Origin of the sequence: uncultured Methylobacterium sp. (assembly GCF_964244095.1) — a bacterium.
Taxonomy (GTDB): domain Bacteria; phylum Pseudomonadota; class Alphaproteobacteria; order Rhizobiales; family Beijerinckiaceae; genus Methylobacterium.
The window spans coordinates 1-19,828 of sequence record NZ_CAXTHR010000079.1 but is presented as its reverse complement, the minus strand read 5'-3'; the positions used below and the strand labels follow the sequence as shown (position 1 = coordinate 19,828).

Sequence of the window (19,828 nt, the reverse complement as noted above, 5' to 3'; positions counted from 1 at the left end):
GAACGCGACGCCGCGCTGGCGCACCGACCTCTACGCCACCACCGGCACGCTGATGACGCACGACGCCTACATCGCGCTGGTCCGGTCGCTTGGCCGGAAGTTCACGCCGGAGCTGAAGGCGCCCGAGGTGGCGATGCCGTTCGAGGGCGATTACGGCCAGGACCGCTACGCGCAGGCGATGATCGACGCCTACAAGGCGGCTGGCATCCCGGCCTCCGAGGTCTTCCCCCAGAGCTTCCAGCTCCGCGACATCCTCTACTGGCTCAAAGCCGAGCCGGATTTCGGCCGGCAGGCGATGTGGCTCGACAACCGCGACGAGACCGATCCGGGGTTCGATCCCGAGCGGCCCGGAAGCTGGAAGCCCGGCATGGGCGAGCTTGCCGCGATGGGCGTGCGCACGCTCGCGCCGCCGCTATGGATGCTGGTCCGGGTCGGCGCGGGCGGGACGATCGAGCCCTCCGCCTACGCGCGCGCGGCGAAGGCCGCCGGGCTCGACCTGGTCACGTGGTCGCTGGAGCGCTCGGGGCCGCTGAGAGACGGCGGCGGCGGCTACTACAGGTCGATCAAGCCGGTGATCGACCGGGACGGCGACACCTTCGCGCTGCTGGACGTGCTGTACCGGGATGTCGGCGTGCGCGGCGTCTTCTCCGACTGGCCGGCGACCGCGACGTTCTACGCCAACTGCATGGGGATCGAGTGAGGCGGCGGCCGAAGGGTTTCCGTCTCAGGAATAGTCGGCGCATGTCCTGGCAAGGTGGATGCCAGCTCGCGTGAAGACGACGCGACCACACGGGGCTGGAGAGCATCTTTCGTGATCCGAAGATCATGGAAAACGCTCTCGCCTTTCCGTTCAAGGCCGGCAAGCAAGCCCCCAATGCGGCTACCCGTGTTGGGCCGATGAAGGCGGTGTGTCGACGTTTGAACGGCGTGAGACGCCTTGCGGTACCCGAGCAAGGTAGGGCCGTGCCGGCTTGGACCTCGTTTCTCAGGCTGGCTGCCCAGACATGCGCCCTTCCGACGAAAAGACGACCGTATCCGCCCCATCTTATATTCGTTATAAGTTATAATCATTATGATTCTAGACTGTAACGTCGTTCGGTATTACGATTTTATCGTTGTTCCGGTGGCGGAAATGCATTAGGCCCACCGCCAGCCATAACAAGGCTGACGTTTCTTCGGCGATGGTTGCTGGCCCGGCGAGGCGGGCAACGCATCACTTGCCGGGGCCCGGTCCGAGGCGGCTATGCGTGCATTATATCTCGACATCGCCGCGAGCCTGTTCAGGACGGGAGCGGCGCTCGTCCTGATACCGAGCCTTTTTCCGGGCCAATCGGCTTCTGCGCAGGACGCCGCGGTCACGCTCGACGAGCTCGTGGTGGTAGGACAAGGAACCGGGCAGCCGCCGGCGACCGGCGTGATCGGGCAGCCGCCCGCGCCCTACGCCGGGGGCCAGGTCGGCAGCGGCAGCCGCGTCGGCCTGCTCGGCAATCGAAACACCTTCGATACCCCGTTCAGCGTGACGAGCTACACCGACAGGCTGATCCGCGATCAGCAGGCCCGCACCGTCGCCGACGTCGTCGCCAACGATCCCTCCGTGCGCAGCCTCCTGCCCCGCAACGGGTTCTCCGACCAGTTCTTCATTCGCGGCTACCCGTTCTTTCCCTTCGATCTCGGCTTCGACGGCCTCTACGGCATCGTCGACATCCGGCGCCCGGCGATCGAGGGCATCGAGCGCGTCGAGATCTTCAAGGGGCCGAGCAGCTTCCTCAACGGCGTCCCGCCGATCGGGAGCGGCATCGGCGGGACGATCAACCTGATCCCGAAGCGGGCGACGGACGCGCCGATCACGCGCATCACGACGGGCGTCTTCTCCAGGACCGAACTCGGGACCCACCTCGACCTCGGCCGGCGCTTCGGCGCGAACAACGAGTGGGGTGCGCGGTTCAACGGCGCTTATCGCCAGGGCGACTCGGCCGTCGACCGAAGCGCGATCGCGTTCGGCACGGCGTCCCTCGGCCTGGACTACCGTGGCGACCGGGTCCGCCTCAGCGCCGACTTCGGCTATCAGAACGAGCGGATCGACGGCGTCACCCAGTTCAGGACCGTCGCGCCGGGCTTTCCGATCCCGAGGGCGCCCAGCGGCCGCATCAACGTCGGCCAGCCCTGGGAGTTCTTCGAGCACAGCAACGCCTACGCGGCCCTGCGCGCCGAGTTCGACGTCACAAAGGATGTGACCGTCTACGCCGCCTACGGCGCGAACCGCTATCGCGAGGACAGCCTGATCGGAGCGCCGCAGATCGTCAACCGCCTCGGCGACACGCTCGAGACGGTGACCGGCGGACCCGGCGCCTACGACAACCAGACCGCAGACGTCGGCCTGCGGGCGAAGGCCCTGACGGGGCCGGTGGGCCACCAGTTCTCGGTCTCGGCCGCCATCGTCGATCGGCCCTTCGACAACTTCAGCGGGACGGCGGCGACGGGCATCCGCTCGAACATCTACGCGCCGTCGATCGCCCCGCGTCCGTTCTTCGCCACGCAGGCACTGCGGCCGTCCAGCCTCAGCGTCACGCGCAGCCTCGCCTTGGCCGACACCCTGTCCGTCTTCGACGAGCGCGTGCTCCTCACCCTCGGCGGACGCTATCAGGAGATCGAGGCGGCAAACTTCGACAGATCGGGCGCCACGACGTCGAGCTACGCCAGGGGCGCCTTCACGCCGGCGGTCGGCCTCGTCGTCAAGCCGCTGCAGAACCTGTCCCTCTACGGCAACTATATCGAAGCCCTGCAACAGGGGTCGATCGCACCGACGACCGCGGTGAACGCGGGCCAGGTGTTCCCACCCGTCATCGGCAGGCAATACGAGGTCGGTGCGAAGTATGATCTCGGCATCGTCGGGCTGGGCTTGGCGGCCTTCGACATCACGCAGCCCAGCGCCTTCACCGATCCGGCCACCCAGCGTTTCGCCGTGGACGGATTGCAGCGCAACCAGGGTCTCGAGTTCACCGCCTTCGGAGAACCGCTGCCGGGATTCCGCCTCCTCGGCGGCGTCACCCTGCTCGACGGCAAGCTCGAACGCACGGCCGGCGGTCTCACCGACGGGCGCACCGCGCCCGGCGTGCCCGATGTCCAGTTAAACCTGTATGGCGAGTACGACCTGCCGTTCGCGCTCGCCCGGGGCCTGACGTTGACCGGCCGCGTCATCCACACGAGCGCGCAATTCTACGATACGGCCAACACCCAAAGCATCCCCGATTGGACGCGCTTCGATCTCGGCGCGCGCTACGCCTGGGAGCGCGAGCCCGGCAAGCCGATCACGCTTCGGGTAAGCGTCGAGAACGTGGCCGACCTCCGGTACTGGGCCGCCACGGGTCGCGGCTTCCTGACGCCGGGTGCGCCGCGGACCTACCTTCTCTCGGCCACGTTCGATTTCTGAGATTGTGAGCATGCGCCCATTCCTGACCCTGCTGCATCGCTGGTTCGGCCTGACCATCGCAGGCTTCCTCATCTTCTCGGGCCTGACGGGCGCGGTCATCTCGTGGGATCACGAACTCGACGAGTGGCTGAACCCGCACCTCCATGAGCGAGCGAGTCAGGGGCCGGCTCTCGCGTCACTGGAACTCGCCAGACAGGTCGAGGCCCGCGACCCGCGGGTGACCGTGAGCGCCCTCCCGCTCGCCGCCCGGCCGGGCGAGACGCTGGCCATGTACGTCCAGCCACGCCGCGACCCCGCGACCGGCCGTTTGTACGAGCCGGGCTACAACGAAGTCTTCGTCGATCCGACCACCGGTGCCGAGATCGGCAGGCGGGAATGGGGGCAGGCTTGGCCGATCACGCGCGAGACCGTGGTCTCGTTCCTGTACAAGCTGCACTACTCCCTGCACCTGCCCGAAATGGGGGGCATCGACCGCTGGGGCATCTGGCTCCTGGGCGGCATCGCCGTCCTCTGGACGATCGACTGCTTCACCGGCTTCTACCTGACGCTGCCGGTCCGGCGCGGACAGAACCCGAACCGGCCCGCCGCGGTCGAGCGGCAGCTCGCGCGCGGCTGGTGGCGGCGCTGGAAGCCGGCCTGGAAGATCAAGACCTCGGGCAGCGCCTATCGGGTCACTTTCGATCTCCACCGCGCCTTCAGCCTGTGGACCTGGGCGCTGCTGTTCGTCGTCGCCTTCACCGCCTTCTCGCTCAACCTCTACCGCGAGGTGTTTCTGCCGGTGATGTCACAGGTCTCGCACCTGACGCCGACGCCTTTCATGCAACGGAAGCCGAACGACAAGCACGACCCCATCGAGGCCGCCGTCCCCTACGAGCGGATCGTCCGGCAGGGTCGCGACGAGGCGGCGCGGCGGGGCTGGTCGGAACCGCTCGGCGGCATGTTCTACAACAAGCGATACGGCATCTTCTCGCTGGCGTTCTATCAGCCGGGCGACGACCACGGCGCCGCCGGCGTCGGGCCCCCACGCCTGTACTACGACGGCCGGGACGGCCGACTGCTCGGAGACCACCAACCCTGGGTCGGCACGGCGGCCGACATCTTCGTGCAAGCGCAGTTTCCCGTGCATTCGGGCCGCATCCTGGGGCTGCCCGGGCGCATCCTGATCTCGATCATGGGCCTCGTGGTCGCCCTGCTCAGCGTGACGGGCGTGGTGATCTGGTGGCGCAAGCGGGCCGCGCGCGTCTCCGTGCGCGGGAAGACGGCGGCGCTGCCGGCTGCCTATCCTGCGCCCGCGGAATAAAGACGGGTCGCGCTGTTCGTGCCCTTCCGCGGGTCCCGGCCGCGGAGGGGGCCGTTGCCCGCAGCGCACCCGAACGGCGGGCGCGGCTCCGATCACACGAAGTGCTGGCCGCCGTTGATCGTCAGCGTCGCGCCGTTGACGAAGGCGGCCTCGTCGCTGGCCAGATACGCGACCGCGTGGGCGATCTCCTCGGCCTCGCCGAGCCGCCCCGTGGGGATCGACGCGATGATCTTGTTGCGGATGTCCTCGGCCACCGCCATCACCATCTCGGTGGCGATGTAGCCCGGCGCCACGACGTTGACGGTGATGCCCTTGGCCGCGCTCTCCTGCGCCAGCGCCTTGGCGAAGCCGATGACGCCGGCTTTGGCCGCCGAGTAGTTGGTCTGGCCGGCCTGGCCCTTCTGGCCGTTGATCGACGAGATGATGATGATGCGCCCGAAACCGCGGGTGCGCATGCCCTCGATCAGCGGCCGCGTGCAGGTGAACATCGAGTCGAGGTTGGTGCGGATGACCTGCTGCCACTTCTCGAAGCTCATCCTATGGAACGCGCCGTCGCGGGTGATGCCGGCGTTGTTGACCAGGATGTCCACCGGGCCGAGTTCCGCCTCGATCGCCTTGATGCCGGCCTCGCAGCTCGCCAGATCGCCTACGTCGAACTTGAAGACGGGGATATCGGTCTCGGCCTTGAAGGCGTGGGCCGCCGCGTCGTTGCCGCCGTAATTGGCGGCAACCTTGTAGCCCTTGGCCTTGAGCCCCTTCGAGATCGCAGCGCCGATGCCGCGGGTGCCGCCGGTGACGAGGGCGACGCGTTCCTGAGCCATGGTTTCCTCCGTTTCTTGTCGATGTTTCCGGGCCGTATCCTGTCGTCAGGCCGCGTGCTGATGGCGTCCGCGCGCGGCCTGTCCTGATCCCGACCGTGCGATCAGGCGCGCTCGACGCACATGGCGACGCCCATGCCGCCGCCGATGCACAGCGTGGCGAGCCCCTTCTTGGCGTCGCGGCGCTTCATCTCGTGCAGCAGCGTGATGAGCACGCGGGCGCCCGATGCGCCGATCGGGTGGCCGATGGCGATGGCGCCGCCGTTGACGTTCACCTTCGCGTCGTCCCAGCCCATGTCCTTGTTCACGGCGAGCGCCTGGGCGGCAAACGCCTCGTTGGCCTCGATCAGGTCGAGGTCGGAGGGCGTCCAGCCGGCCTTCTCCAGGGCTTTTCGCGAGGCCGGGATCGGGCCGGTGCCCATCACCTTCGGATCGACGCCGGCGGTCGCCCAGGACACGATCCGGGCAAGCGGCGCGATGCCCCGGCGCTCGGCCTCAGGCGCCGACATCAGCACCAGCGCGGCGGCGCCGTCGTTGAGGCCCGAGGCGTTGGCCGCGGTCACGGTGCCGTCCTTGGAGAAGGCGGGCTTCAGCTTGGCCATCGCCTCCACCGTCGCGCCGTCGCGGATATACTCGTCGGTGTCGATCACCACGTCACCCTTGCGGCCGGACACGGTGACGGGGGCGATCTCCTCCTTGAAGCGGCCCTCCCTGCGGGCGGCCTCGGCCTTGTTCTGCGAGCGCGTCGCGAACGCGTCCTGTTGCTCGCGGTTGATCTGGAAGGCCTGGGCCACGTTCTCGGCGGTTGTGCCCATGTGGTAGCCGTTGAAGGCGTCCCACAGCCCGTCCTTGATCATCGTGTCGACGAGCTTGACGTCGCCCATCTTCTGGCCGCCCCGCAGGTACTGCGCGTGGGGGCTGAGCGACATCGATTCCTGGCCGCCGGCCACGATGACGGTGGCGTCGCCGTTGGCGATCTGCTGCATGCCCAGCGCCACCGTGCGGAGCCCCGAGCCGCAGACTTGGTTGACGCCCCAGGCGGTGGCCTTCTCCGGGATGCCGGCGGCGATCGCGGCTTGGCGCGCCGGGTTCTGGCCGGCGCCCGCGGTGAGCACCTGGCCGAAGATCACCTCGTCGACGTCGTCGGGGGAAACGCCGGCCCGCTCCAACGCCGCCATGATCGCGACCTTGCCGAGTTCGTGCGCGGGCACGGTGTTGAACGCGCCGCCGAACGCGCCGACGGGCGTGCGCGCCGCGCCGACGATGACGATGTCTTCGCTGCCTGCCATCTGACGTGTCTCCTCGCGTCGGCCGGCGCGCCTTGAGGGTCGCGCGCTCCGAGCCGTCCTCCCGGATGAAGGGCCTCGTCCGGATGAAGTCAAGCAGGCCGCGGCACCCGGCGTGACGCGGCCGCGGAACGGAAAATCCGCTTCCCGTCCCACCCGAACCGACAGGATGCATTATTCCGCGGGAAAAGCCGGCAGATTGCTGTTTTCGGCGCCGGCTGAAAGCCTTAAGGTCGGGACAGGGCGCGGGGACGGCCACCGGCGGCGGGGGCGGTCCAGGGTCGTCGCGCGATCGGGAGAGGCCGCAGAGATGGCGGACAGCGTCAAGGCACAGCAGACCGTCATCAAGAAATACGCGAACCGGCGGCTCTATCACACCGGCACCTCGACCTACGTCACCCTCGAAGACCTCTCGACGATGGTCCAGTCCGGCGAGGACTTCGTCGTCTACGACGCGCGCTCGGGCGACGACATCACCCGCTCGGTGCTGACGCAGATCATCTTCGAGCAGGAGAACAAGGCCGGCGCCGACAACCTCATGCCGGTGGCGTTCCTGCGCCAGCTCATCCGCTTCTACGGCGACAGCATGCGCACGATGGTGCCGAGCTTCCTCGAATTCTCGATGGCGAACTTCGCCCGCGACCAGGACGGGTTGCGCGAGAAGGTCTCGTCCGGATTCGGCCCCTCGGTGTTCCAGAGCGCCATCGAGCAGCAGGTGCGGGCCAACATGGGCTTCTTCGGCGATGCCATGAAGATGCTCACCGGCTTCGCGCCGCCCGGCGTTGCGAACGCCGCCGCCCCGCCCGCGGTCGCCGCGCCGGCCTCCGGCAGCGACCTCGACGACCTCAAGCGCCAGATGCTGGCGATGCAGGAGCGCCTCGAAGCCCTGGCCAGGAAGTAGGGCTTTTCGCACTGCGCCCTGATTTCCCCGGACGGCCGGAGCGAAGCTGCGGGTTCGGGCGTCGCAGGCTGGCGAATGCCGCCCGATGAGAGGTTGACGAACCGTTAACGCCGGCCCCATCCTTGCAGCACCCGCAGGCCACGAGCGGGGGGATGCGGGCCATGGTGCGGATCAGGACAGTCGGGCGTCCCGAAACGACACGGGCGACCGAGCCGGCGCCTCGAGGCCCCCGGTCCGAGTCCGCGCGCGCCGAACCGTCGCGCGCGCTGGTCGCCCTCGACGGCGGACGGGCCGAGGCGCCGCGTGCGGAGCCGGCGCCGACATCCCGCGGGAGCGGACGGCCGCTTGCGGGTTTCCTGGCGCAGATGATCGTCGAGGCCGATCCGACCCTGCGGCCGTCGCGCCTGGAGCGGACGCGGGCCGCCGCGGCGCTCTACGCCGAGGCGGGGCGGCGCACCGCCTAGCCGTCATGCCGTGACGTGTCCCGCGTTTCGCGGCCGCACGCGGTGTGGCGGTGAAGCGATCGAAGGCGCTCAGGCCTCGGCCGACTTGACCTTGAGCACCTGACGGCCGCGATACATCCCGGTCTTCAGGTCGATGTGGTGCGGGCGGCGCAGTTCGCCCGAATCCTTGTCCTCGACGTAGGTCGGCGCCTTGAGGGCGTCGGCCGAGCGGCGCATGCCGCGGCGGGAGGGGGAGGTCTTGCGCTTCGGAACGGCCATGACGGGAAATCCTCGCGGTCCGGCGTCGAAGCGGGGCCTGGGCGCCTCCCGAAGGATCGCCCCGCGCATCGCCCGACACGGAGATTGGAAGACGGGCTTATAGCGAGCCCGCATCACCCTGGCTAGGGCGGGATTTGCGGGCTGCGGCATGGGATTGCGCAAGCGGCGCGGCACGATCGCGCCTCAGAGCCGGAAATCCTCGCCGAGGTAGAGCCGGCGCGCGTCGGCGTTGGCGACGATCTCCTCGGGCGTGCCCTCGGTGAGGATACGGCCGGAATGGGCGATGTAGGCGCGGTCGATCAGGCCCAGCGTCTCGCGCACGTTGTGGTCGGTGATCAGCACGCCGATGCCGCGCTGCTTGAGGTGCTTGACGAGGTCCTGGATGTCGCCGACCGCGATCGGGTCGATGCCGGCGAACGGCTCGTCGAGCAGCATGAAGGTCGGCGACGAGGCGAGCGCCCGGGCGATCTCGCAGCGGCGGCGCTCGCCCCCCGACAGGGCGATGGACGGCGCCTTGCGCAGGCGCGCGATGTCGAACTCCTCCAGCAGCGCGTCGAGTTTTTTCGCACGCGCCGTCCTGTCCGGCTCCGCGACTTCCAGGACGGCGCGGATGTTGTCCTCCACGCTCAGACCGCGGAAGATCGAGGCTTCCTGGGGCAGGTAGCCGATGCCGAGGCGAGCCCGCTGATACATCGGCAGGTGGGTGATGGCCAAGCCGTCCAGCGTGATGTGGCCGCGGTCGGCCGCGACCAGGCCGGTGATCATGTAGAAGATCGTGGTCTTGCCGGCCCCGTTCGGCCCGAGCAGGCCCACCGCCTCGCCGGTGCGGACCGTCAGGCCGGCCTCGTGGACGACGGTGCGCGCGCCGTAGCTCTTGCGCAGGCCGCGCACGCTGAGGATGCCGGGGCCGCCCTCGACGGCGGCCGGCGGCGCCTGCGCGCGGGCACGGCCGAGGACGCGGCCGAGCCACGTGGCGCGGGGCGCGGTCTCGGACCGGTGCGGCGACAGGGCTTGGCCGCCGGGGACGCCGACCGACCCGCTCACTGCGCCTGGGCCCGGATCTTCCCCGCATCCGCCGCCGCCGGCTTCGGCACGGCCGGCGCCTTGACGAACCCGGCCGGCTGCGGGCAGCCCTTGCCCGCCCTGTCCCTGGCATCAGACTTCTCGCCCGGCACGAACAGGGCCGAGACGCGCCCGCCCGGCGCCGGGTCCATGTTCGCGCGGCCGGTGCCCATGTCGTAGACGAGGCGGCTTCCGCGGGTGACGTTCTGGCACTGGCTCAGCACGACGTTGCCGGTGAGCACGATGCGCTTGGCCGCCTGATCGAACACCGCGCTGTCGCCGGTGGCGACCTGATCCTTCTGCACCACCGTAACCGGGCCGGCGCAGTCCACCCGCTGGATGCCGTTTTCGCCGAGGCCGCCCGCATCCGCGGGCTTCCCGTCGGCCGCGGGCTCGGTCCGCGCGTCCTTGTCCGTCGTGTCCCTGTCCTTGGCGTCCTTGTCCTTGCCGCGCTTGTAATGGACGGTCATGGTCGAGCAGCGGATGGTGCTGTCGCCCTGCACGGCCACGACGTTGCCGGAAAACGTCGCCCTGCTCTCGCGGTCGAACACGTCGAGGCGGTCGGCGTCGATCTTGATCGGCTCCCTGCCGCCGCCGAGCGCGCCGAGCGGCGCGGCCGGGTCCCTCTTCGGCGACGCCGCGACCGCCGGCTTCTCGGCCCGGGCGGACGCGGGCGCGAGCAGCCCTGCGGCGACCAGCGCCCAGGCGAGGGCGCGCGAGGATGCGCGGGAGGCAGGCGCGCGGGAAGACGTCATGGCCGTGCGTCCGTCGGTTCGGCGGCGGAGGTCAGCACGCGCAACGGCACCGCGGCCGGCTTGTGCACCGTGCCGTCCTCGGCCTTCCCCGCGCCGTGGAACACGGCGTGGACGTTGCCGATGAAGGAGATGACGCGGCCGTTCTCGACCACGTCGAGCCCGTCGGCGACGACCTGCCCGCTCGGCACCGTGACGGTGACCGCCTCTTGCGAGCGCACGCTGCCGGCCTTGAAGTCGATGGCGGCCGATTGCAGCCGCGCCTCCTCGCCCCTGTCGGTCCAGATCCGGATGTCGCGCTTGAGTTCGAGCGCCTCGCGGGTGGTGTCGAACAGGCCGGTGGCGGCTTCGAGCCGGGCGACGCCACCGCGATCGTCGGTGGCGATGTGCCCGCGCATCGCTTCGAGGTCGATCAGGCTCGGCTTGCGCATGTCCTGCAGCGCCGCCGTGGCGGTGACCTCGTAGCCGCGGTCGCCCTTGCGGAAACCCGAGAGCCTGGGGTTCTCCATCCGCACCTTGCTGCCGGACAGGCTGACCGGCCCGACGCTCACGCCGGGGAGGACCGTCCCGAACGGGTTAAGCAGCCAAGCGCCGAGCGCGAGCACGGCGCCGCCCGCGATCACGGGAAGCACCCGGCGCAGGATGCGCACCCGGGCGCTGTGGCGGTGGGCGCGGGCATGGGCGCGGCTCCGGCGCGGGTCGCCCCCGCCCTGCGCGAGGCCGTCCGTCCCGATCGCGTCGACCACCTGCATGACGATTCCGATGGGCGACGCTTCGAGGATGGCGCGCCCGCGAGCCGCACCTGTCCGGCCGGGATGCGCCCGGCCGATGGCGAAGTTATGGCCCAGGCGTTTCCGAATGTTCAACCATCATGCACGCTTGACCGATGCGCGGGACGGTTCGTGGGCGCGTTGTGCGGTCGCACACCCGCAGCCCACCGGCAAGCTAGAGACGGGAACCGAACTTGCCGCTTCACGGGCCTCTGGACGGCATCCGCAGGACGCGCCGTCCGGGCTCAGGCGGCGTCGGCCGGCGTCGCGCCCGCCTTCGGCTCGCCGCCCGGGCCGACCCGCGGTCCGCCCTTGGCGACGCCGACGAGGGCCGGGCGCAGCACCCGGTCGCCGATGACGTAGCCCGACTGCACCACCTGCACGACGGTGCCGGCCGGCACCTCCGGATCGGGCACCTCGAACATCGCCTGGTGGCGGTTCGGGTCGAACCGCTGGCCCTTGGGCTCGACCGGCTTGACCCCGTGCCGCTCCAGGGTCTTGGCCAGATCCCGCTCGGTCAGCTCGATCCCGTCGATCAGGTTCTTCAGCGCACCCTCGGCCGCGGCCCGCGCCTCGGCCGGCACGCTGTCGAGCGCCCGGCGGATGTTGTCGGCGACGTTGAGCACGTCGCGGGCGAAGTTCGTCACTGCGTAGGCGCGCCCGTCGGCGACCTCGCGCTCGGTGCGGCGGCGCAGGTTCTCCATCTCGGCCAGCGTGCGCAGGGTCCGGTCCTTGAGCTCGTCCCGCTCGGCGGTCATCGCGGCGAGCGCCGCGTCGGGGGCCGGCGCCTCATGGACCGGCCCCTCATGGGCCTCGGCGGCCTCATGCGCCGCGCCGGCGCCGGCCTCGACCGTGTTCTGGCGCGGGTCGTCGTGCTGCATGTCGTTGCTCATCATGGCGAAAGACGTCTTCGGGAAGAGATGTCGGGGTCGGCGCTGATATCAGGCGGGCGGCGCGCGAAATCAACCCGACCGGCTCACGCCTCCCGCGGCGGCGGCGCGGCGACCAGCGCCTCCAGCCCTTCGGCCTTCAGCGCCGCCACGTCGCCGGCGAACACCTCCATCACCGCGCCGCGGATCGCCGCCTGCCGGTCGGGCTGGGTGACGCGGGTGCCGGTGAGGTCGGTGACGTAGAACACGTCCACCGCGCGCTCGCCGAAGGTCGCCACATGCGCCGAGGTGATGTTGAGGTTGAGCCGGTTGAGCGACGTGGTCAGCTCGTAGAGCAGCCCCGGCCGGTCGAGGCCGGTGACCTCGACCACGGTCTCGCGGCTCGACAGGGCGTTGTCGATGGCGACATCCGGCGGGATCAGGAAGGTCTTGGCCCGGCCGTTGCCGGGCGGATGCTTGTCGGCGACGAGGTCGGCGATCCGGATCTCGCCCTTCAGCGCGCGCTCGATCGCCGTGGTGATGCGCCGGCCCCGGCGCATCTCGTCCTCGTCGCGCTCGAAAGCGCGGGAGATGAAGATCGAATCGAGCGCGAAGCCGTCGCTCGTGGTGAAGGCCTGCGCGTCGACGATGTTGCCGCCGGCCGCCGCGCACGCGCCCGTCACGATAGCCAGAAGCCGCGGATGGTCGGGCGCGTACACCGACAGTTCGGTGACGCCGCGGACGGGATCGGTCTCGACCGCGGTGGCGCTGGTGCGGCCGGCCTCGATCGCCGCCTTGATGAAGCCGGCGTTCTTGAACTGGCGCACGCCGTCGACCTTGAGCCAATAGGCTTGGTTGTGGCGCCCGGCATAGGCGTCGAACACGTCCGACGACCATTCGGGCAGTTGCTCGCGCAAGGACATCTGGATCAGGCGCACCCGGTCGGTGCGGGCGAACTCGGAATGGCCGCCCGAGAGCACCACCTCGGTCTCGTCGTAGAGGGTGCGCATCAGCGTCCCCTTCCACGCGGTCCAGACGCCGGGGCCGACGGCGGTGATGTCGGCCACCGTCAGGATCGTCAGCAGCCGCAGGCGCTCCAGGGTCTGCACGACGGCGGCGAACTTCTCGATGGTCTTGGCGTCCGAGAGGTCGCGGCTCTGGGCCGTCATCGACATCAGCAGGTGGTGCTCGACGAGCCACGCCACCGTCTCGGTCTCCAAGGGCGTCAGGCCGAAGCGCGGGCACAGCCGCCCCGCGATCGCCGCGCCGACGATGGAATGGTCCTCGGGGCGCCCCTTGGCGATGTCGTGCAGCAGGATCGCGACGTAGAGCGCCCGGCGGTTGTGGATCGCGCCGACGAGCCGCGAGACCAGGGGGAACGCCTCCTCAGTGCGGCCGGAATCGATCGCGGCGAGCACGCCGAGCGCGCGCAGGAGGTGCTCGTCCACCGTGAAGTGGTGGTACATGTTGAACTGCATCATCGCGACGATGCGGCCGAAATCCGGCACGAAGCGGCCGAGCACGCCCGCCTCGTTCATCTGACGCAGCACCGATTCGGGCGAGTTCCGCGAGGTGAGGATCTCGAGGAACAGGCGGTTGGCCTCCGCGTCCGCGCGCAAGCCGTGGCCGATCAGCCGCAACGACCGGCTCGCCAGCCGCTTGGCGTCCGGGTGGATCGCGAGGTTGTGCCTGTCGGCGAGCCAGAACAGCCGCAGCAGGTTGACGGGGTCGCGCTCGAAGGTGTCCTCGGCGCGCAGGTTGACCCGGCCGTGGTCGAGCCAGAAATCCTCGGCCTCGATCGCGGTGGCGCGGAAGCGGTCGCGGAACTTGCCGATCCAGCGGTCGAGCACCGGCGTGCGCTTGGCGTGGCGCGCCTCCAGCTCGGCGCAGACGATGGCGGTGAGGTCGCCGACATCCTTGGCGGTCAGGAAGTAGGCCTTCATGAACCGCTCGACGCCCGACAGCCCGCCGCGCGGGCCGAAGCCGAGGCGCTCGGCGATCCGGGGTTGGAGCCCGAACGACAGCCGTTCTTCGGAGCGCCCGGTGATGAAGTGCAGGTGGCAGCGCACCCGCCACAGGAACGCGTCGCACCGCTCGAACAGGCGGTACTCCTCGGCCGTGAACAGGCCGGCGGCGACGAGCTCGACCTGATCGCGCACCCGGTAGGTGTACTTGGCGATCCAGAACAGGGTGTTGAGGTCGCGCAGGCCCCCCTTGCCGTCCTTGACGTTGGGCTCGACGAGGTAGCGCGACGAGCCGGCCTTGGTGATCCGCCCGTCGCGCTCGCGCAGCTTGGCCTCGACGAACTCGTGGGCCGTGCCCATCACCAGCTCGGAATCGAAGCGCGTCACCAGCTCCTCGAACAGGGCACGGGTGCCGAACAGGAAGCGCGCCTCCAGCAGCGCGGTGCGGATCGTCATGTCGGCGCGGGCCTCGCGCAGGCACTCCTCCACCGAGCGGGTGGCGTGGCCGACCTTCAGCTTGAGGTCCCACAGCACGTAGAGCATCGCCTCGACGACGCTCTCCGACCACGCGGTCTGCTTGTAGGGCAGCAAGAACAGGAGATCGATGTCGGAGCCCGGCGCCATCGTGCCCCGGCCGTAGCCGCCGGTCGCCACCACCGCGAGCTGCTCGCCGGTGGACGGGTTGTCGTTCGGGTACAGCCGCCAGACCACGGCATCGTGGATCGCGCGCACCACCGCGTCGGTGAGGTTCGAGAGCGCGCGGGCGCAGCGCATGCCGTCCCGGTCCTTGAGGAGCTGCGCCTCCGCCGCCGCGTGGCCGGCCTGGATCACGCGCTTCAGCTCCGGCACCAGGGCGGCGCGGAGCTTGGTCGGCTCGCGCGCCTCGCGGTCCAGGGCGTCGAGTACCTTGTCGAGGGCTGCGACGGCGTCGAACATCGCTCCCCGTTAGCATGATCCGCCTAGACTGCCAGCGGGCGCCGACCGGGTGGAAGGCGGCGTGGGTCTCGCAGGTCGTAGGAACGCGATGGACCCCCGACCTGAGCAGGCTTTCGTGGCCCCGCCCACGCAAGCCTGCTCACATCTCCTTGTGGTCGGATCATTCTTCCCCGCGAACCGCGGTCCACTTGGAGCCGTATCCGACCAAGTTGGATCGGGCACGGCTCTCAGGTCTCGTCTTGCACGTGCTTGCCTGCGACGAACCGGTGTCCACCTCGTCGAGAAGCACGTTGAGGCAAGCCGCATTTGCCGGACATCCGGTTGCGACGTAGATACGAAGAAGATACGTCCGAGGCTCGCCCGTTCAGGCTTGCCTTGGTCGTCCGTGTCGTCGTTGTCGGTGCTGATCGAAAATGATCGTCCAGTTCTCCAGGTGGGGCAACAGCCTCGCCCTCCGCATCCCGGCCCATGTCCTGCGAGGCGTTGGCGCCACCGAGGGCAGCAGCGCCGATCTGAGCGTCGAGCAGGGCCGCATCGTCATCGCGCCACGCGCGGACCCGCCGCGCTACACCTTCGACGGACTGCTCGCGGGCATCACGAGAGACAATCTTCATGACGATCAGTTCGGCGGACCAGCCGTCGGCGAAGAGATCTGGTGACACGCCCTACTGTCCGGATCTCGGGGATATCATCTTCCTGAACTTCAGCTCGCATGTCGGGACCGAGCAGGGTTTCATCCGCCCGGGCCTTGTTCTGACGCCGCGCGCCTACAATGGCCTCGTCGGGCGCTGCTTCGCCTGCCCGATCACCAGCCGCGGGCGCGGCTACCCCTACGAGGTCGCCCTGCCGGCCGGTCTGACGATCCACGGCTTCGTGCTGGCGGATCAGGGCAAGCCGCTTTCCTGGTCCGAGGGCGGCGCGCGCTTCGCCGACGTGGCGCCGGAGGAGGTGATCGCGGACGTGAAGGCGAAGATCGCGGCCTTCCTGCAACTGACGTGAGGCGCGGAGTCCGCGATGCGGCAGGGTTCGGGCCAGTCGCCCGCCCTGTCCGCTCTTGCGGAATTTCCGTTTGACATAACGAACGATCCTGCTCTAGCTCGCATCGACGCCCGATCCGAAACGGACCCGCCAACGGACCCGCCATGCGCCTCCTCCGCCGCACCCTCCTCGCCGCCCTCGCGCTCGCCGCCGCGCCGGCCTTTGCCGCCGACGTGAAGGAGATCCGCCTCGACTGGGCGAGCTACAATCCGGTCGGCCTCGTCCTGAAGGAGAAGGGTTTCCTGGAGGAGGCCCTGAAGCCGAAGGGCATCGCGGTGCGCTGGGTGCAGTCGCTCGGCTCGAACAAGGCGCTCGAATTCCTCAATGCCGACGCGATCGATTTCGGCTCGTCGGCCGGCGCCGCGGCGCTCGTCGCGCGCATCAACGGCAACCCGATCAAGGCGGTCTACGCGTTCTCGCGGCCGGAATGGACCGCGCTCGTCACCCGCAAGGATTCGGGGATCGCGCGGGTCGCCGACCTCAAGGGCCGGCGCATCGCCGTCACCCGCGGCACCGACCCGCACATCTTCCTGATCCGCGCGCTCCAGGGCGCGGGGCTGACCGAGCGCGACGCCAAGCTCGTCCTGCTCCAGCACGCCGACGGCCGCACGGCGCTCGACCGCGGCGACGTCGACGCCTGGGCCGGCCTCGACCCGATGATGGCCGCGGCCGAGATCGAGAACGGCGACACGTTGTTCTTCCGCGACGCCTCGGCCAACACCTGGGGCCTGCTCGCCGTGCGCGAGGCCTTCGCGCGCGACAACCCGGACCTCGTCCGCACCGTGATCGCCGCCTACGAGCGGGCGCGGCGCGTGGCGGTCGCCGAGCCCGACGCGCTGCGGGCGGCGCTCGTGTCCGCGACGAAGCTCCCCGATCCGGTGATCGCCCGGCAGATCGAGCGCACCGACCTCTCCGAGCCGGCGGTCGGCCCGACGCAGGCCGCCGCGATCCGCGCCGCCGGCCTCGCCCTGCAGCAGGCCGGGATCGTCCCGGCCGGGACCGACGTCGCGGCGGCGGTCGACGGTCTGCTCGACCCGGCCTTCAACCCGGCGCCGTAGGCTCGGCCGAGGCGGTCCGTGCGGCTGGAGCCGTTCCCGACCACGTTGGGTCGGGAACGGCTCCAGGTCCTTGTTTTGACGTGCTTCCTTGCGACGAACCGGTGTCCACTTCGTCGGAAAGCACTCTAAGCATCATTGCGCGAAGTGGCCGCCGGTTCGCGCGAAAAAAATGATGCGGCAACTAAAGAGATCGAAGCAGGCCTTCGTGGGCGAGGCCACGAATGCCTGCTTAGCGACCGGGCGCCGCGCCGGACGCGGCGTGCTATAGCGCCGCCGAACGCCATCCCTACGATCGGCCCGATGCGAACCCACGCCACCGTTCCGGCCACCCGATGACCGGCTCCGCCGCCACCGCCGAGGCCTCCCCCGCGAAGGCCGCGGCGCGCCGGAGGGCCGCGCTGTTCGGCCGGGGCCGGCACGCGGGCCTCGGCCTCGTCCTGCCGCTGGCGCTGGCGCTCGGCTGGGAACTCGCGGTGCGCACCGGCCTCGCGCAGGGCCGCCTGCTGCCGCCGCCGAGCCAGATCGGGGCCACGCTGTGGGCCCTGGCCGCCTCCGGCGACCTGTGGATGCACGTCGCGGCGACGCTAGTCCGCGTCGGCCTCGGCTTCGGGCTGGGCGCCGCCGCGGGGATCGTCGCGGGCGCGCTCACCGCGACGCTGCCGACGCTTCGCCGGCTCGTCGATCCGAGCTTGCAGGCGCTGCGCGCCGTGCCCTCGCTCGCCTGGGTGCCGCTGTTCATCCTGTGGTTCGGCATCCTGGAGACGCCCAAGGTGACGCTGATCGCGGTGGGCGTGTTCTTCCCGGTCTATGTCGGGGTCGCGGGCGCCATCGCGAGCGTCGATCGCAAACTCGTCGAGGTCGGGCGCATCTTCCGGCTGTCGCGGGCGGCGCAGGTGCGACGCATCCTCCTGCCCGCGGTGCTGCCGGCGACGCTCACGGCCCTGCGCACGGGGCTGGGCCTCGGCTTCCTGTTCGTCGTCGCGGCGGAACTGATGGGGGCGTCCGAGGGCCTCGGCTACCTGTTGATCGACGGGCAGCAATTCTCGAAGCCGGAGCAGATCCTCGCCGCGATCATCGCCTTCGCGGTGGCGGGCAAGCTCGCCGACGCGGTGCTGGTGGCGTTGACGGAGCCGCTGGTGCGCTGGCAGGACACGGCGCGCGAGGCGTTGTAGCCGCGCGTTTTCAGTCCTGCTCGTCCTCGTCCTCGGACAGATCGGGACCCGCCGCGGCGGGGTCGTGCCCGATGACGGGCGGGAACAGTTCGGCGAGCCCGGCCGCAACGCCGTAGAGCACGGGGTCCGAGCCCGGGCCGGCCTGGGGTGGGTGGAGATCGATCTTCAGCATGAGACTGCTTCCCTGCGGCACATCGCCTTCCCGCCGCCGGGAGCCTGGCTGACGATCCCGGTTGCCGTTTAAGCTATGTTAAAGCCCCCGCCGATCTTTCGTTTCAGGCGGTTGCAAGAAATCTTCGGCGCGTGCGCGCGTGCAAAAAATCTTCCGCGCGCCGTCGCGCGAGGATTGCGCCGTCATCCCGGCCCCGTTCCGGTGCGCCCGGTGGGGACGGCACGCCCGGCGGCGCGGGCGGCCAGTATTTTATTGCAGACCAGCCTGGCCTGGACCGCATCTCGGATTCTTAAAGCACTGCACCATGACAAATCGAGGCCGTTGAAAACTTATCCGATCCTCGGCAAGGCGGAGCATGGGCCGCACGCCGTCCCCGGGCGGCGACAGGCATTCTTTGTCAAGCGACCGATCTGCGCGATTGAATGCAATCGGCATTTCTGTTCCAATCCGTTTTAGAACGGAAACAATCTAGGCAGGAACCCATGCCGCGCCACGAGCCCTGGGATGCGCCCCGCGCCTCCGGGATCATCGCCGAACACAGCCATCTCGAAGGTGCCACCCTCCCGATCCTGCACGCGCTGCAGGAGACCTTCGGCTACGTCGATGCCGGCGCGGTGCCGCTGATCGCCGATGCGCTGAACCTGTCGCGGGCCGAGGTCCACGGCTGCATCACCTTCTACCACGACTTCCGCGCGCACCCCGCCGGGCGTCACGAGGTCAAGCTGTGCCGGGCCGAGGCCTGTCAGGCGATGGGCTCGGACCGTCTGCACGCCGAGATCCTGTCGCGGCTCGGCACCGGCTGGCACGGCACCACCAGCGATGGCAACGCCACGGTCGAGCCGGTCTACTGCCTCGGGCTGTGCTCCAACGCCCCCGCGGCGCTGGTCGACGGCCAGCCGATCGCGCGGCTCACCGCCGACGGCCTCGAAGCGGTCCTGAACGAGGCACGCGCATGAGCATCACCCTCTACGTCCCCCGCGACGCCGTCGCCCTCGGGCTCGGCGCCAACCGCATCGCCCGCGCGCTGTTTGCCGGGGCCGAACGCCGCGGCCTCGACGTGACCATCGTCCGCACCGGCTCGCGCGGCCTGTTCTGGCTGGAGCCGATGGTCGAGGTCGGCACGCCGGAGGGCCGCGTCGCCTACGGCCCGGTGACGCCGGCCGACGTGGACGCGCTGCTGGATGCCGGCCTGACGACGGGCGGCGCGCACGCCCTGCGGCTCGGCGACCCGGAGCAGATCCCGTTCCTCGCCCGCCAGCATCGCCTGACCTTTCACCGCTGCGGGGTGATCGATCCGGTGTCGGTGGCCGATTACCGGGCGCATGGCGGCTATCGCGGCCTCGAGGCGGCACTGAAGCTCGGGCCCGAGGGCACCGTCGCGGCGGTGCGCGAGTCGGGCCTGCGCGGCCGCGGCGGCGCGGGCTTCCCCGCCGGCATCAAGTGGAACACGGTGATGCTGGCGAAGGCGGACCAGAAATACGTGGTCTGCAACGCCGACGAGGGCGATTCCGGCACCTTCGCCGACCGGATGATGATGGAGGGCGACCCCTTCAACCTCATCGAGGGCATGACCATCGC

At 69.9% G+C, this 19,828-nt stretch carries 17 protein-coding genes and 2 pseudogenes; 10 read left to right on the top strand and 9 right to left on the bottom strand.

What is annotated here, in order from left to right; all coding sequences use genetic code 11:
- The 3 genes and pseudogenes from ACFE86_RS13545 to ACFE86_RS13535 all read left to right on the top strand — a co-directional run.
- Nucleotides 1–700, top strand: a pseudogene (locus ACFE86_RS13545) (glycerophosphodiester phosphodiesterase); the annotation flags it as partial.
- 543 nt (nucleotides 701–1,243) lie between these two features.
- Complete coding sequence (locus ACFE86_RS13540; protein WP_375455851.1) at nucleotides 1,244–3,430, top strand: TonB-dependent receptor; 2,187 nt, start codon at nucleotides 1,244–1,246, stop codon at nucleotides 3,428–3,430.
- A 10-nt stretch (nucleotides 3,431–3,440) separates the two neighbouring features.
- Nucleotides 3,441–4,730: a PepSY-associated TM helix domain-containing protein gene (locus ACFE86_RS13535; RefSeq protein WP_375455850.1), complete on the top strand. Its 1,290-nt coding sequence runs from the start codon at nucleotides 3,441–3,443 to the stop codon at nucleotides 4,728–4,730.
- 92 nt (nucleotides 4,731–4,822) lie between these two features.
- Here ACFE86_RS13535 and phbB read toward each other — a convergent pair whose 3' ends face one another.
- Both phbB and ACFE86_RS13525 read right to left on the bottom strand, forming a co-directional pair.
- Nucleotides 4,823–5,551: an acetoacetyl-CoA reductase gene (phbB, locus tag ACFE86_RS13530; RefSeq protein WP_375455849.1), complete on the bottom strand. Its 729-nt coding sequence runs from the start codon at nucleotides 5,549–5,551 to the stop codon at nucleotides 4,823–4,825.
- Nucleotides 5,552–5,652: 101 nt separating this feature from the next.
- Nucleotides 5,653–6,837: an acetyl-CoA C-acetyltransferase gene (locus ACFE86_RS13525; RefSeq protein WP_375455848.1), complete on the bottom strand. Its 1,185-nt coding sequence runs from the start codon at nucleotides 6,835–6,837 to the stop codon at nucleotides 5,653–5,655.
- A gap of 307 nt (nucleotides 6,838–7,144) precedes the next feature.
- Here ACFE86_RS13525 and phaR point away from each other — a divergent pair, with 307 nt between their 5' ends.
- A complete protein-coding gene (phaR, locus tag ACFE86_RS13520) occupies nucleotides 7,145–7,735 on the top strand; it encodes a polyhydroxyalkanoate synthesis repressor PhaR (protein WP_375455847.1) in 591 nt (196 codons plus the stop codon).
- 533 nt (nucleotides 7,736–8,268) lie between these two features.
- Here phaR and rpmF read toward each other — a convergent pair.
- From rpmF to ACFE86_RS13490, 6 genes are all read right to left on the bottom strand, one after another.
- Complete coding sequence (gene rpmF / locus ACFE86_RS13515; protein WP_003601373.1) at nucleotides 8,269–8,457, bottom strand: 50S ribosomal protein L32; 189 nt, start codon at nucleotides 8,455–8,457, stop codon at nucleotides 8,269–8,271.
- Between the two features lie 183 nt (nucleotides 8,458–8,640).
- Entirely contained in the window at nucleotides 8,641–9,465 is an 825-nt protein-coding gene (gene lptB, locus ACFE86_RS13510) for an LPS export ABC transporter ATP-binding protein (RefSeq protein WP_375455852.1), read from the bottom strand.
- A 32-nt stretch (nucleotides 9,466–9,497) separates the two neighbouring features.
- The gene (locus tag ACFE86_RS13505) at nucleotides 9,498–10,274 is read right to left on the bottom strand and encodes an LptA/OstA family protein (RefSeq protein ID WP_375455846.1); all 777 of its coding nucleotides are present in this window, start codon (nucleotides 10,272–10,274) and stop codon (nucleotides 9,498–9,500) included.
- Nucleotides 10,271–11,023 carry an LPS export ABC transporter periplasmic protein LptC gene (gene lptC / locus ACFE86_RS13500; RefSeq protein WP_375455845.1) on the bottom strand — a complete coding sequence of 251 codons (753 nt, stop codon included), beginning with the start codon at nucleotides 11,021–11,023 and terminating at the stop codon, nucleotides 10,271–10,273. Before lptC ends, ACFE86_RS13505 begins: the two co-directional genes overlap by 4 nt.
- A gap of 263 nt (nucleotides 11,024–11,286) precedes the next feature.
- A complete protein-coding gene (gene grpE / locus ACFE86_RS13495; protein WP_375455844.1) occupies nucleotides 11,287–11,937 on the bottom strand; it encodes a nucleotide exchange factor GrpE in 651 nt (216 codons plus the stop codon).
- Between the two features lie 80 nt (nucleotides 11,938–12,017).
- Nucleotides 12,018–14,810 carry a [protein-PII] uridylyltransferase gene (locus tag ACFE86_RS13490; protein WP_375455843.1) on the bottom strand — a complete coding sequence of 931 codons (2,793 nt, stop codon included), beginning with the start codon at nucleotides 14,808–14,810 and terminating at the stop codon, nucleotides 12,018–12,020.
- Nucleotides 14,811–15,223: 413 nt separating this feature from the next.
- Between ACFE86_RS13490 and ACFE86_RS13485 the strand changes: the two genes are divergently transcribed.
- From ACFE86_RS13485 to ACFE86_RS13470, 4 genes are all read left to right on the top strand, one after another.
- Entirely contained in the window at nucleotides 15,224–15,469 is a 246-nt protein-coding gene (locus ACFE86_RS13485; RefSeq protein ID WP_375455842.1) for an AbrB/MazE/SpoVT family DNA-binding domain-containing protein, read from the top strand.
- Nucleotides 15,423–15,809, top strand: coding sequence for a type II toxin-antitoxin system PemK/MazF family toxin (locus tag ACFE86_RS13480; RefSeq protein ID WP_375455841.1), 387 nt, complete (start codon nucleotides 15,423–15,425; stop codon nucleotides 15,807–15,809). Before ACFE86_RS13485 ends, ACFE86_RS13480 begins: the two co-directional genes overlap by 47 nt.
- 143 nt (nucleotides 15,810–15,952) lie before the next feature.
- A complete protein-coding gene (locus ACFE86_RS13475; protein WP_375455840.1) occupies nucleotides 15,953–16,906 on the top strand; it encodes an aliphatic sulfonate ABC transporter substrate-binding protein in 954 nt (317 codons plus the stop codon).
- A 332-nt stretch (nucleotides 16,907–17,238) separates the two neighbouring features.
- Complete coding sequence (locus ACFE86_RS13470; protein ID WP_375455839.1) at nucleotides 17,239–18,078, top strand: ABC transporter permease; 840 nt, start codon at nucleotides 17,239–17,241, stop codon at nucleotides 18,076–18,078.
- Between the two features lie 10 nt (nucleotides 18,079–18,088).
- Here the strand turns inward: ACFE86_RS13470 and ACFE86_RS13465 are convergent, their stop codons facing one another.
- Nucleotides 18,089–18,250, bottom strand: a complete 162-nt coding sequence (locus ACFE86_RS13465) for a hypothetical protein (protein WP_375455838.1) — start codon at nucleotides 18,248–18,250, stop codon at nucleotides 18,089–18,091.
- Nucleotides 18,251–18,732: 482 nt separating this feature from the next.
- On the opposite strand from ACFE86_RS13465, the gene ACFE86_RS13460 reads away from it, so the two are divergent.
- Nucleotides 18,733–19,206 carry a formate dehydrogenase subunit gamma gene (locus ACFE86_RS13460; RefSeq protein WP_375455837.1) on the top strand — a complete coding sequence of 158 codons (474 nt, stop codon included), beginning with the start codon at nucleotides 18,733–18,735 and terminating at the stop codon, nucleotides 19,204–19,206.
- Nucleotides 19,203–19,828: pseudogene (locus ACFE86_RS13455) on the top strand (formate dehydrogenase); the annotation flags it as partial. The gene ACFE86_RS13460 and the pseudogene ACFE86_RS13455, both read left to right, overlap by 4 nt.